This window comes from Catellatospora sp. IY07-71 (assembly GCF_018326265.1).
GTDB lineage: Bacteria > Actinomycetota > Actinomycetes > Mycobacteriales > Micromonosporaceae > Catellatospora.
Map to the genome: position 1 here is coordinate 4,989,731 of NZ_AP023360.1, position 13,264 is coordinate 5,002,994.

Below are 13,264 nucleotides of genomic sequence, written 5' to 3' on the forward strand. Positions count from 1 at the left end.
CCACCTGACCGGTGCACCCGCCCACGTGCCAGGCACGTTAAGAAGGGCACCTTCTTATACGCGAAGCGTTAAGAAGGTGCCCTTCCTTTCACGGGGTCACCAGCCGGTGCGGCCGGCTCCGTACGGGTAGAGCGGGTTGCCGTAGTTGGTCGGCACCGGCTGGCCGGCGTCGATGCGGGCCCTGATCTCGTTGCGCTGGGCGGTGGTGGCGCCCAGGTCGTAGGGCAGGTCCCAGAACTCGACGGCGTCGGCGAGCACGTCGCTGCCGCCGGGCCGCAGCACGTCGGACAGGTTGCGGGGCAGCTGCCACGGCAGCTTGCCGCTGGGCGCGTAGTCGCCGAACAGCAGGCCGGCCAGGGCCGGGCCCATCTCCTCGCCGCCGCGGTAGGTGACCACCGTGGCGGCGGTCAGCGCGTCCCACTCGGTGATGACGTATGGGCGCGGCATCACCAGCACGACCACGACCGGGATGTTCTGGTTGCGGAAGTTCTGGATCACCGCCAGCTGGTCCGGCGGCAGGAACGGCTGCTCCTTCACCCAGTTGGTGGCGTGGGTGTAGGAGCCCTCACCGACCGCGACGATGGCGAGTTTCGGAGACGGTCCGGAGTCCTGGTACACGTTGACCCCGGCGGTCGCCGCCCGCGCCCTGATCGAGTCGATGATGTTCTTCGAGCCGTACTCCTGGTGGAAGTAGCTGGTCCAGATGCAGCAGGCCAGCGAGTCGGCGGCGCGCGGACCGGCCACCACGATGTTGTCGCCCGCGTTGAGCCGCAGCGGCAGCACCCCGTTGTTCTTCAGCAGCGTCATCGCCTCGCGCGAGGCCTGGTTCGCCAGCTGGGTGTACGCGGGCTGGTGCATCCGGTACGTGCCGTTGACCGGGTCGCCGTACGGCGCCTCGAAGATGCCGAGCTGGAACTTCAGCCGCAGCACCCGCCGGACCGCGTCGTCGATGCGGGCCGCGGGCACCCCGGCGGTGAAGGTCGCCATGGAGTAGCCGGGCGCACCCGGGTCCGCGCCGCCCATCACGTCCGAACCGGCCTTGGCCGCCCCGACCCACGAGCCCGACGGCAGCCAGTCCGTCGTGATCAGGCCCGTGTAGCCCAGGTTGTTGCGCAGGTAGGCCAGGATCGGCGCGCTGTCACCGGCCCCGGGGCCGCCCGGGTCCAGGAACGAGCTGCCCGCGTACCCCGGCATGATGTTGACCGCGCCGGCCTCCAGCGCGGCCCGGAACGGGATCATGTGGTACTTGATGGTGACCGCGTCGTACACGATCAGCGCCTCGCCGCCCGCGCCCTCGCCGGGCCAGTGCTTGACCGTGGCCAGCACCGATGCAGGGTTGAGCTCCGGGCCGCCCTGCAGGCCCGCCACCAGCGCCCGCACCTGGGCGGCGGCGACGTCGGCGTTCTCGCCGTTGCCCTCCTGGATCCGGGGGTAGATCACCTTCGTGCCGACCTCGGCCAGCGGGCCGAGCACGCCGCGGGTGCCCACTTCGAGCTGCTCGCGGCGCTGCATGTCGCCGAGCTTGTACTGCAGCGGGTAGTTGCGGCCCGCGGCCAGCGCGCTCTGCGTCGGGTAGGTGGTCTTGTACCCGTGGATGGTGTCGCCCGCCGACACGAACGGGATGCCCAGGCGGGTGGTCGCCGAGGACAGCAGGAAGTTGTGCAGGTCAGGGCCCTCGGCGGGGCCGAAGTGCCAGCCCGCGCGGTTGAACGCCTGGGCGTTGTAGAACATCTGGTACGCCTTCTCCTCCAGCGTCATCCGCCCGAGGAGATCGTTGACCCGCGTCTCGACCGGCAGGCGCCAGTCCTCGTACGGCTCGACGGCGCCGTTCTTGTTCAGGTCGCGGCTGCCGTTGACGATGTTGACGCCGTCGGCGACCGTCTCCAGCACCGGCAGGTAGACGCTGAACCTCCGGATGTTCGACACCGAGACCGTGCCGCCGGAACTGTTGACGGCCACCACGTACCACTTGTACGTCCAGCGGTCGGGCAGGTCCCAGGTCGGGGTGTACGTCGTGCCGGTGGGCTCGGCGACCTTCGTGTACAGGTCGATGAGGTTCCCGGACTGGGTGAAGTCGTAGTCGGTCCGGCTGATGTTGAGCCAGACCTGGTAGCGGGCCGCGCCGCCGACCGCGTTCCAGCTCAGCGCCGGGCGGCGGGTGGTGGTGACCATCGCCGCGTCGGCCGGGCCGGTCAGCTGGAACTGGCCGGTGGTCGCCGGGGGACGGGTCGGGGCGGACAGCATCGGCGGGGTGGTCGCCGACGTGTTGACCGTGCCGAACACCTGCAGCTCCCACAGCGAGTAGCCGTAGCCGGTGGCCCGCTGCGTGCCGTAGAGGCGCAGGTAGCGGCCGGTGCCGCTGATGTTGAGCGTCTCGATGCCGCCGTTGCCGGTGGTGGTCGAGTAGATGCCGGTCCAGTTCGTGCCGTCGGCGGACGTCTCGATCCGGTAGCCGCGCGCGAACGCGGACTCCCAGTTGAGCACGACCCGGCTGACGGTCGCCGTGCCGCCGAAGTCGATCCGGATCCACTGCGGGTCGCTGAACTGGCTGGACCAGCGGGTGGTGGTGCGCCCGTCCAGCGCGGCGGCGGGGGCGTTGCCGCCCTCGTACGACGACGCCTCGACCTTCTTGAACTCCGAGATCGGCGTGCCGCCCGGGTTGGGGTTCGGGCTCGGGCTGCTGCTCGGGCTCGCGCTGGGGCTGGGCTGGCCGCCGATCACGCCGAAGACCTGGAACTCCCACAGCGAGTAGCCGTAGCCGATGGCCCGGGTGGTGCCGTACATGCGCACGTAGCGGCCGCTGCCGCCGACCGCGAGGGTCTGCGTGCCGCCGGTGCCGGTGGTCGTGGAGTAGATGCTGGTCCAGGCGTTGCCGTCGGGCGAGACCTGGATCTGGAAGGCGGTCGCGTACGCCGTCTCCCAGACCAGCCGGACCTGGTCGATCGCGGCGGTCGCGCCGAGGTCGACGCGGATCCACTGCGGGTCGCTGAACTGGCTGGACCAGCGCGTGCCGGGGTCGCCGTCGACGGCGGCGGCGGCCGGCGTGCCCGCGCCCTCGATCGACGACGCGGTGACCGGCTTGCCCTGCGAGATCAGGGGGCCGGCGGCCTGCGCCGGGGTGTTGGCCACCAGGGACTGTGCGAGCAGTACCAGAGCGGCGGTGACGGACGCCGCCAGCGCGGCCCGGCGGAACCGGGCCCGTCTGGCGACGGGTGGGATGGACATGGGCTGCTCCTGTCGTGGTGCGGGACGGGACAGGACGCGCCGCGTGGGGGACGGCCACGGTGGACGCGTCGTGTTTGGAGAGCGCTCTCCAAAGCAGCTTCATAGAGTCGGGCCGATTAGTCAACCCGTGCCCGACCGGCCCGGACGGCGCACCGCCGTCCGGGCCGCACGCATCAGGTCAGCCGCCGAGCAGGGACTGCAGCGGTGTCGGCAGCACGATGGGACCGGGACCGGGACCGCCCGGCGGCGGTGACGGCACGGGGCTGCCGCCGGGCGCCGGCTTCTTCTTGCACTTCTTCTCGTCGTCGTCGTCGCAGTCCTCGTCGTCGTCGTCCTTCTTCGGCGGGTCGACGCCGTCGCCGACCCCCTCGGACTCGCCGAGCTTGCCGCCGGTGCCGTTGGCCAGCGGCTCGGGCAGCAGCTTCATGCCGGTGTGGGCGGCGTTCATGAAGGCCTGCCAGATGTCGGCGGGCAGGCCGACGCTGGTGATGTTGCCGCCGCCCAGCTTGGCGGGCCGGTAGATGGGGTCGGAGGCGTTCTTGACGTTGCCGACCCAGATCGCCGACGCGATCTGCGGGGTGTAGCCGACCGTCCACACGTGGGAGTGGGCGTTCTCCTTGGTCTTGCTCTCCCAGGTGCCGGTCTTCGCGGCGGCCTGGCGGCCCAGCAGCGGGTGGTAGTAGTAGCCGGGCATCGTCTTGAGCACCCCGGTCACCTCGTCGGCCACCTCGGCGCGGATGCGGCGCTCGGCCTGGATGACCTCCCCGGCCTGCGGGACCAGCTTGTACTTGCCGGTCTTCTCGTCCTTCTTCTCGACCTTGATCACGAAGTGCGGTTTGTAGTAGATGCCGTGGTTGGCGAAGGTCGCCATGCCCGAGGCGTGGTCCAGCACGGTGATCGGGTACTGCCCGAAGCCGACCTGGTAGTCGAACGAGGCGCGGCTGATGTCGGTGGCCGGGTCGGTGAGGTCGCGCGCCTTGCCGTCGCTGAGCGCCCACATGGTGTTGACGCCGGCCGCGTGCGCCATCTTGACGACCTTGTCCGGGCCGATCTTCTTGGCGATCTTGAAGAAGGGCACGTTGAGCGACATCCGGGTGACGTCCTTCAGCGTGCACTTGCGCTTGCACTTGAGCTTGCCCGGGTCGCGGCCGGCGTTCTCCACCTCGTACGGGCACAGCTTGTACTTGTCGCAGTTCTTGTTCTTGCCGGTGGCGGTGATCGGCGTCGGGTCCCAGGTCGACTTCAGCGAGATGCCCGCGTCGATCGCGGCGGCCAGCGTGTACACCTTGAACGACGACGCGGGCGGATGGCCGCCGTCCTCCCAGGTGGTGCCCTCGTTGATCTTCCCGGCGTAGTCGATGCCGGTGCCGTCGGCGCCGCCGTAGTAGGCCAGCACCCGGCCCGTCTTCGGGTCGATGGCGACCCCGGCCGCGATCACGTTCTTCGGATACCCGTTGATCTTCGTGCCCTTGACGTCGATCGCGTCTTCCACGTCGTTGGTGCACTGCTTCTGGTCGCCCTTGCCGGTGCACGACTGCTTCCACTCGAAGGTGCGGAACAGCTGCGCCTCCAGCGCCTTCTGCGCCTTCGCGTTGATCGTCGTGGTGATCCGGTAGCCCTTGTTGCGCCAGTCGGTGATGCCCCAGGCGGTCATCTCCCGGTCCACGTACTTCTGGATCACGAAGCCGGTGCCCGTGCCCTGCACCCCGGTCTCACCCGACTTCGCGGAGTACTTGCGCAGCGCCTTGTCGGGATAGACCATCGCCGCCCGCTGCTGGGCGTCGATCCGGCCCATCTCGACCAGGTTGTCCAGCACATAGTTCCACCGGATGCGGGCCGCGTCCGGGTTGAAGTGCGGGTCGAAGCCCTTGCTGCCGTCGGCCTCGTTCGGCTCCGGCTGCTTGAGCACCGCGCCGAGCACCGCGGCCTCCTCGACCGTCAGCTTGTCGGCCGGCTTGCCGAAGTACGCCCTGGCCGCCGCGCCCACGCCGCTCGATCCGCGGCCGAACCACACCGTGTTCACGTAGAAGCCGAGGATCTCGTCCTTGCTGTGCTCCTCCTCCAGGCGGCGCGCCATCACCGCCTCGCGCAGCTTGCGGGCGTAGCTGACCTCCAGGTCCTTCGCGGCGTTGCGGGCGTACTGCTGGGTGATCGTCGAGGCGCCCTGCGTCTCGCCGCCGGTCAGGTTGTTCCACGCGGCGCGCGCGATGCCCCACACGTCGATGCCGCTGTGCTGGAAGAAGTTCTTGTCCTCGCCCGCGATCAGCGCCGCCTTCACCTCGTCGGACAGCGTCGGCATGGCGACGATCTGCCGGTTCTCGCCGCCGAGCTTGGCGATCTGCTCGCCGTCGGAGGAGTAGACGAAGGTGTTCTCGTTCTCGCTGAAGTCCGCGGGCTCGGGCACCGAGTCGTAGAAGTAGGCGCCCGCGATCAGGCCGCCGCCCGCGAGCATCACGATCATCGCCACCGAGGCCAGCAGGATGCTGCGTCCCCACCGCTTGCGGCGCTTGCCCTTGCTGTCGGCCTCGCTGAGCCGGGTACGGGCCGGCCGCCCCTCCGGGGCCGTCCCGGCGGGACGTACGGCAGCCCGCCCGGAGCCGCCGGGCGTCGGGCGGCAGGTTGCGGCGGGCGCTCGCCCCGCGACGGTCGGCACGGCGGCGCGGCCCGCGACCCGGCCGGGCGGCGGGCTCGGCGACGCGGAGATGGTGCGGTCCGGGTTGGTGTACCCACTCTGACCTGCGGTTTCGCCGCGGGTGCCGGCATTGTCGTCGGGTGGGACGGGGGAGCGGCCCGAGGTGGGCGTCGGGGGCGAAGTCATTGGTCACACCCTTCGAGTCGTCGCGTGGCGGAGTGCTCGTCGGCCCGGCCTGAAGGAGCGTCGCTCCCACCGGATTACATCCGGGTTGTCCGGTCCTGCACCCTTCTAACGACGCACCCCCACGGGTCGCTCCACCCGCCGCGTCAGGTCACACCCGACAGCTCACCCGACCTGGCGACGACGCTGACCGAGGTCGCTGGAACGAGCGCACTGGTCTGCGGTTCGGGGTTCGAGTCCCCGGCAGCGCACCGCGAAAGCCCCGTCTCATCATCCGTGCGCGTCACGCAGTCTCGCCCAGCTGCCCCTCAAGCGGTCACACGGTGAAGAGGTCACCGGCCGCGGCAGACCTGAGTCAATCGACCGCGATGCGCAGGCCACGCACCGGCGAGGCGATGACGAGGGCGAGGCTGAGCACGACGGGCACAGCCAGCATCAGGTACGTGACCCGGACCCCGTAGGCGTCGGCGGCCAGGCCGCCGATCACGGCGCCGAACGGAGTGCCGCCCCAGGCCAGCATGCGCCCGGTGGTGTTGACGCGGCCCTGGAGCGCATCGGGTGTGAGCAGCTGTCGCACAGTGATGCCGTTGGCGTTCACGGTCAGGCGCGCCACGGCCCAGATCGCCCACCCGGTCAACGCCGACGTGAAGGCCGACGTGCCGGCCAATCCGATGAGGGCCGCGCCGAAGATGATGAGCCCGGTGATGGACACCGTTCCCTGGCCGGCCCACCGGCTGGCTTGGGGCAGGATGACGGCGGCGACCAGCGATCCGACCGCGGCGGCAGCGTAGAGCAGGCCCAGCCGTTGGTCTTCGGGCCCGATGTCGAGAGCCCGGTCGGCGTGTACGACGAGCAGACCCAGCGCGCCGCCGGCGGCCACGTTCAGGCCGAAGCCCGCAGCGGTCAGCGTACGCAGGACCGGTGTTCGCCAGAGGTGGCGCACCCCTTCGGCGATCTCGGCCCGCAGCCGGCGGGCCACCGCCGGCCCTGGGTCCAACCCGGTTCGTATCTGGGCGAGCAGCGCCGCGGACACCAGATAGGTGGCAGCGTCGACGGCCAGTACCAGAGTGGGGTCGGTGATCGCGGCCAGCAGGCCGGCAGTGGCGGGCGCGGCGATCTCCAGCACGATCTCGGTGGACCAGATCAGGCTGTTCGCCCGGGTGATCCCCGGCTTGCCGACGATGCTGACAAAGGCACCCCAGGCTGCGGCGTCGAACCAGCAGAAGCCGCAGCCCACGCCGAACGCCACGATGAGCAGGTGCCAGGTGGTCAGCGCATCGAACAGCGCGGCGACCGGTACGGTGGCGAGCAGGAGAGCGCAGCATACGTCAGCGGTGATCATCATGTGCTTGCGCCGCAGACGGTCCGCGGCGGCACCGGCGAAGAGCCCGAACAGCAGGTACGGCAGGGCTTCGAGGCCGAGCACCGCCGCGGTCAGCGTGGGGGAGCCGCTCGTCCGGTAGGCCAGCAGCGGCAGGGCGACGGCGCTGGCAGCGGTCCCCGCGACCGAGATCGATCGGGCGAGGTACCAGTAGGAGAAGTCACGGTGGAACAGCCGGCGTCCGTTGACGCCGGCTGCCTCGATGTGCTGCCTCACCGCCTGCTTCAGGCGAGCACGGCGAGTTGCCGGTAGTCGATGCTGGCCAGCGCGAGGTGCAGGTCGGCCGCCAGATCGTCGGCGAGGTGGGTCATCGACGCACTGCCGTCGTCACTCGGGTGGAAGCAAGCGGCGCCGCCGCCACCGGGCTGGGAGTGGCGAGCCGTCGGCTTGTTGTCGTCCCCGGGGTGGAAGCACAGGGTGCCGCCACCACCGCCAGGCGGGGAGAGACGAGCCATCGGCTCTTTACCCGCGCCACCGGGACGGAATGGAACGTCGCTAGTAGACATGTTCCCTCATTTCGTGGTAACTGGACTCGGTCGGGTGATCATCGCCGGGCCTGGGGACGGCCACAGGGCCCAGCCCCGCCCAGTCGGGATGACGGGCACCCCGTGCCGCACCAGGCTGAAGCGCTCCAGTCCTGGGACGATCGTTGTGGCTACCGCGATCGACGAGCCGGCCGGCGCGACCTCGCACACGTGGTAGTCGATGCCGTGACGGGCCAGAGCCCGGCGGACCTGCTCCAGCCCCCAATCCGGGCTGCCGTCACCGGCCATGTCCGCGCGTAGCGGCACCGCCCGCACCGGGCCGGACAGCAGTTCGTCGAGTGGCATCAGGGCACATCGTCGTAGCGCCTGCCAGGTCGCCAGACGGTCGACCGCAGGCGAGCCGCCGGCGGTCGAGGAGAGCGCGCAGACCTGGATCAGCTCGCCGAGGGCGCGCGACGCGGCGTCGGTGGCCCAGAGCGACGCGCCTGCCCCGAGCCGGGTCGGCTCGCCGCTGGCCGCTGGGCTGGCCGCCAGGTACACCGGCACATCCAGGTCGGTGGTGACGTCGAGCAGGTGCACCGAGGCGCCGGCCGCCCGCACGGCCTCCGCGTGCAGCGCACGCAACTCGTCCGGCAGATCCTCGACGGGCACGAGGTCGACGTCCGGCACGCCCGCGATGTACCAGCGCAGCAGCGCCTGCCCGAGGCCGTCGTGTTCGATCAGCTCGCAGAGGCCGTGGTAGACGGCCTCTGCCAGGTCGACACCTGCCGCAGTGCCCAGGCTGGACGAGTACCGCAGCAGACTGCGGTACGGTCGGACGTCGTCACCGGCGACCGGCCACCGGTAGTAGCGAGGGTCGGCGAGGAACGTGGGATAACGGACTCCGCCGTAAGGGGCACACGCCGCGACGGAGTTCGGAAATTCCGCTGCCCACCGCTGTATGACGAGGTCCCGCTCCAGGGCGGACTGCCCGGCTACGGCGCTCGCAGGCAGCAGCCTGGTGGCGTCTGCGGTCCATCGGCGGTTCTCCTGGGCGGACATGAGATAGCGTTCCAGGGCCTCGAAGTGCGCGCTCGCCGCGCCTTGGGGGCCCGCGCCTTTTCCCGCGCCGACGGCGACTGATCCTCCGTCCCGGAACAGCGTGACGCGCATGATCGGCGATGCGGTTGGGCCGAGGACCTCCGCCCGCGCCGTGAGGCCGAGCCGGCTGATCTCGGCCGAGGCTGTCGCGAGCGCGCTCTCGGCCGGCACTGATCGGAAGGGCACTGCAGCCTTCCCGGAGGTGTTCACCGGCCCAGACTGTTCCAGAGGCCTGCGTTGATGTCAACGGCTGGTAGCGGATCCGAAGCCGCACGACGTACCGCGGCCCGAGCCGGACCCGGCCGCCGAATCTGCGGCTTCGGCGGCCGACAGCCCGTTCTGGTGACCACGGCTAGTCCCGGGACATCGCCATCGGATTCCGAGGAGTGGCGCGAATCCGAGGTGACGAGGAGGACGGCGTTGCGACGGCGCTAGCGCAGTCGCGAACGCTGGAGCGCGCGTCCGCTACTTCCCGTCAGCCGCTCCCGGCGTCCGGACGATCGGTCGACGACGACCTCCACGCCGTGGAAACTCATGCGGTCGCCGGGGCGAAGGAACAAGGGCTGGTCCAGAGTCAGGGTATCGCAGCACATCTCGTCGGAGGAAACCACGCTGATCAACATCATGCGTGTGGCCGTGAACTCGTCAGCAAAGATGCTCATGACGCTTCCATCAGCGCCGCGTCAGCGAGGAATGCAGGCCCTGGCTGCGCCGGCCGCCAGCCGCCGCGCAGTGCCGCCCTGACGCAGGCGGCGACCTGCGCAGGACGGATCACGGCTGATGGAGATCCGATCCAGTTGTCGGGTCGGGCAGCATCGGTCGTGACGACCAGCACCGCGCCGTGCACGCCGGGGAGTTCGACGGCGAAGGTGAGCGGCGCGCCTATGCCCTGGCTGCTGGAGGGCCGCTGCCGTACGAGCCAGCGGTACTCGACACCGTCCACCACGATGGGACGGCTTGCGTGTTGCGTCAGCGCCACGACCACTCCGATCTCAGTCTCTCCGTGCCAGTGTCGCTGCCTGCAGTCCGGGGTGGAAGCGACTTTCGGCCGCGCTCAGCCGCTGGAAGCGCCCGCGCCGGTGGCGATGTGCTCAGAGGGCAAGCGGGTCCTCGGCATCGGCGGCGCCGCGGTAGGTGGACACCATTTCAAGCTGATCTCCATCCACCCCCACAACACGCTCCCCGACGTCCTGCGGGGCGTCTCGGCGACGGTGGCGCCCGACGAGACCGGCTGCGGCCGCTTCGGTGCCTGGGTGTACGCGATCTGCAGCAACCCGATCGGGCAGCACGTCGTCTCGGCCGACAGCGTCGAATCGTCGATCAACAACGGTGTGAGCGTGGCGTGCCCGGCGGGGACGAAGGTGCACCGGGTCGGCGCGTTCATCAACCTGGGCTTCGAGCCGTGGCGGCATCTGCACCTCAACCGGGTCGGCCTGTTCGGGCCCGGCGCGCTGTCCGGCGTCGACGTGGCCGCGCACGAGGACCAGACCGGCTACGCCGACGACTGGCACGTGCACGCGTACGCGATCTGCGCGCCCTGAGACCGGACCGCCGCCGAGCCCTGGCACGGTCCGGGCTGGTCCCGCCGTCTAGGGCATACGCTCGACGGCGACCGGGATCAGGCCCTGGCCGCGGGCCTCGGTGCGCAGGCGGAGCAGCAACGGGGCCAGGGCGGGCGTCGCCGGGTTGTCCGAGCGGTCGGTGGACAGGTCGACGGCCCAGGTCGCCTCGTCGCCGAGCTGACGGAGCGTCCAGGTCACCGTCTGCCCGTCCAGGGTGCGGCGGGTGCGTCCCGCTATGCGATGTGCTGTGTCGTCCCCGCGGTCGAACGGCTGCATCCGCCAGCCGCTGCGCAGCGCCGCACGCCCGTGCTCGGGCAGCTCGCCGGCCAGCAGCACCCGGTAGACGCACCGCTCGGGGGTGGCCTGCGCGGGCACCAGGTGGGCGGGCGCGGAGGCGGGCAGCTCCAGCCGGTCGAGGAAGTGGCGGCGCAGCTCCGGTTCCGGCGGCAGCGCCGCACCGCACGCCGCCTGGTACGCCGCCTGTGCGCCCGCCCGGCCGACGGGTGTCACCCGGGCGCGCAGCCGGGCGTCGGTGCGCAGGCCTCGACTGAACGTGACGGCGCTCCACCAGGTGCCGCCGGCGGCCGTCCAACCCGCACTGTCCAGCGCGGACGTGGTGCCGTCGGGGCGCAGCACGAACTCTTCGAGGACGATGCCCTCGGGCGGGAGAGCGCGATCCCGGGCGCGGGCGTTGGCGTACACGAGGTAGTAGTCGAGCTGTGCGGCGACGTCGACGGCGGAAGGATGTCCAGCGCGGCTCACGCCCTTGATGATGTCGTCGAGGGGTCCGGCGACGCAGCTGACACGCCGTGAGCGGAGTGTCGGATATCGATGCCCGGCGTCGGCGATGGCCTATGTGCACCCTCGGTGACGGGGGCCGCCGGACGTGGCGGCCCCCGTGCTGCCAGGCGTTCTCAGCACCTGACGATCGTCGAGTTGCTGAGGGTGATGCTGATGGACAGGTTGTCGGCGCAGGGGTTCTCCACCACTCGGCTGTTCACCAGGGTGAAGTTGCGCAGGGTGATGTCGCGGTTGCCGGCGAACTCGGTGCGCTCGGCGAGCCGGACCTCGCCGCCGCCGCTGATCGTGCCGCCGTTGGCGGCGATGTTCACGTTGTAGCAGTTCTCGATCAGGATCGCGTTGTTGCCGGTGTTGGCGATGTCCACCCGGTCGATGGCGGCGCCGCCGCTCTCGGAGACGCAGAAGATGCCGCGGCCGCCGCCCCGGGCGCGCACGGTGCCGACCCGGATGTTGGTGCCGTAGCTGGAGCCGACGCGGCCGTTGCGGTTGGCCATCCGGAACGCCGCGTAGCCCGTGCCCGCCCCGGCGTTCTCGGCGTCGACGGTGCCGACCGTGGCGTTGATCGTCTGGTTGAGCAGCAGGCCGGACTCGCCGACGTTGCGGGCGGTCACGGTGCCGACGGTGAGGCCGTCGACGCCGTAGGTCTCCACGGCGTGCGAACTCGCGCCGGACACGTACACGTTGTCGATGCGCACGTTGCGGGTCCACTGGCTGGTGTCGCCGCGGTTGTCGATGCGCACGCCGAGCCCGGCGGACAGCCGCATGTCGATCTGGCCGAGCACGACGTCGGTGACGTTGCGCATGAAGATGCCGTACAGCGGCGTGCCGGTGAGGTTGAGGTGCTGGACCTCGACCTGGGTGGTGCCGCGGGAGTAGACGGGTGCCTGGTCGCCGGAGCCGGTCCCGGTGACGTTGATGGTGCCGCACACGTCGAGGGTGGTGTAGCTGGGCAGCGAGATGCGGGCGTTGGCGCTCATCGAGCCGGAGCCGCGTACCACCACGCGCTGCTTGCTGGTGCGCCCGGCGGAGAGGCTGTTGACCGCCGCCTGCACGGCCGCCCGCAGGTCGGTGCCGGTGTAGACGGTGCTGCCGCCGTTGCGGGCAGTCCACGTGGAGCCGCTGAGCACGGCCTCGGCGTTGTAGGAGCCGCTGCCGCAGCCCGTGCCGCCGCCGGACCCGAGCTTGACCAGCTGCCACTGCTGGTTGGCGCCGTCGAGGTCCTGGTACTGGGAGATCATCGCGCCGTCGGCGGTGGACCAGCCCCACAGGTCGAGCGCCTTACCGCTGTGCCGGTTGAGGAACCGGACGTAGCCGCCGGCCGAGTCGGCCAGGCCGAAGTGCTGGCGGGTGTTGCCGCTGACGGCGGTGTTCTGGACGAGCTGGACGCCGTCGTTGGCGTTGGGCAGTTCGAGCACCTTGCCGCTGTGCACGGACCGGATCTGGTAGTAGCCGCTGCCGACGTCGGTGAAGCGCCACTGCTGCACCGCGAGGTCGTTGCGGGTGTACTGGTTGATCGGAGCGCCGTCGGCGGTGGACCAGCCGTACAGGTCCATCGCCTTGCCGCTGTGCCGGTTGACGAACACGTAGGTCGCGCCGGTGTCGACGGTCGCCGCGTGCGCCGCCGGGCTCGACACGAGAAAGGCGGTGGCGGCGAGCGCCGCTGTGGCGAGGACGGCGAGCAGGGCACGCCGTCGGGGGCGTGGTGGCCTGCGCTCAGGCAGCATGCGTTTCTCCTCCGTTGAGACCCGTGAAGGCGCCGCCCGGAGGCGAAGCTGCCGGCTTCGCCGACGCCAGTGATGGAAAGCGTTTTCCGGATTGGAGGCTACGGTGGAGAGCTATGGCTGTCAATGCCAACCTTGTGTGCATCACCCCGGATGTCGTATACGGCCATCGCTCAGGCGCCGGTTCTCGCTGC

Annotated in this window: 10 protein-coding genes; 1 reads left to right on the plus strand and 9 read right to left on the minus strand. The window is 70.6% G+C overall.

What is annotated here, in order from left to right:
* Positions 1–96: 96 nt before the first annotated feature.
* The 7 genes from CS0771_RS22240 to CS0771_RS22270 form a co-directional block, all read right to left on the minus strand.
* Positions 97–3,225, minus strand: coding sequence for a discoidin domain-containing protein (locus CS0771_RS22240; protein ID WP_212842795.1), 3,129 nt, complete (start codon positions 3,223–3,225; stop codon positions 97–99).
* 178 nt (positions 3,226–3,403) lie between these two features.
* Positions 3,404–6,043 carry a transglycosylase domain-containing protein gene (locus CS0771_RS22245; RefSeq protein ID WP_212842796.1) on the minus strand — a complete coding sequence of 880 codons (2,640 nt, stop codon included), beginning with the start codon at positions 6,041–6,043 and terminating at the stop codon, positions 3,404–3,406.
* Positions 6,044–6,395: 352 nt separating this feature from the next.
* Complete coding sequence (locus CS0771_RS22250) at positions 6,396–7,637, minus strand: MFS transporter (protein WP_212842797.1); 1,242 nt, start codon at positions 7,635–7,637, stop codon at positions 6,396–6,398.
* An 8-nt stretch (positions 7,638–7,645) separates the two neighbouring features.
* Positions 7,646–7,876 (minus strand): hypothetical protein, encoded by a 231-nt coding sequence (locus CS0771_RS22255; protein ID WP_212842798.1) that lies wholly within the window; start codon positions 7,874–7,876, stop codon positions 7,646–7,648.
* Between the two features lie 57 nt (positions 7,877–7,933).
* A complete protein-coding gene (locus CS0771_RS22260; protein ID WP_212842799.1) occupies positions 7,934–9,196 on the minus strand; it encodes a YcaO-like family protein in 1,263 nt (420 codons plus the stop codon).
* 221 nt (positions 9,197–9,417) lie between these two features.
* Positions 9,418–9,648 carry a hypothetical protein gene (locus CS0771_RS22265; RefSeq protein WP_212842800.1) on the minus strand — a complete coding sequence of 77 codons (231 nt, stop codon included), beginning with the start codon at positions 9,646–9,648 and terminating at the stop codon, positions 9,418–9,420.
* Positions 9,645–9,965, minus strand: a complete 321-nt coding sequence (locus tag CS0771_RS22270; protein ID WP_212842801.1) for a hypothetical protein — start codon at positions 9,963–9,965, stop codon at positions 9,645–9,647. The genes CS0771_RS22265 and CS0771_RS22270 overlap by 4 nt, the downstream gene beginning before the upstream one ends.
* A 52-nt stretch (positions 9,966–10,017) precedes the next feature.
* Between CS0771_RS22270 and CS0771_RS22275 the strand changes: the two genes are divergently transcribed.
* Positions 10,018–10,527 (plus strand): hypothetical protein, encoded by a 510-nt coding sequence (locus tag CS0771_RS22275; protein ID WP_212842802.1) that lies wholly within the window; start codon positions 10,018–10,020, stop codon positions 10,525–10,527.
* A gap of 48 nt (positions 10,528–10,575) precedes the next feature.
* Here the strand turns inward: CS0771_RS22275 and CS0771_RS22280 are convergent, their stop codons facing one another.
* Positions 10,576–11,310, minus strand: coding sequence for a hypothetical protein (locus CS0771_RS22280; RefSeq protein ID WP_212842803.1), 735 nt, complete (start codon positions 11,308–11,310; stop codon positions 10,576–10,578).
* 152 nt (positions 11,311–11,462) lie between these two features.
* A complete protein-coding gene (locus CS0771_RS22285; RefSeq protein ID WP_212842804.1) occupies positions 11,463–13,073 on the minus strand; it encodes an RICIN domain-containing protein in 1,611 nt (536 codons plus the stop codon).
* Positions 13,074–13,264: the final 191 nt, after the last annotated feature.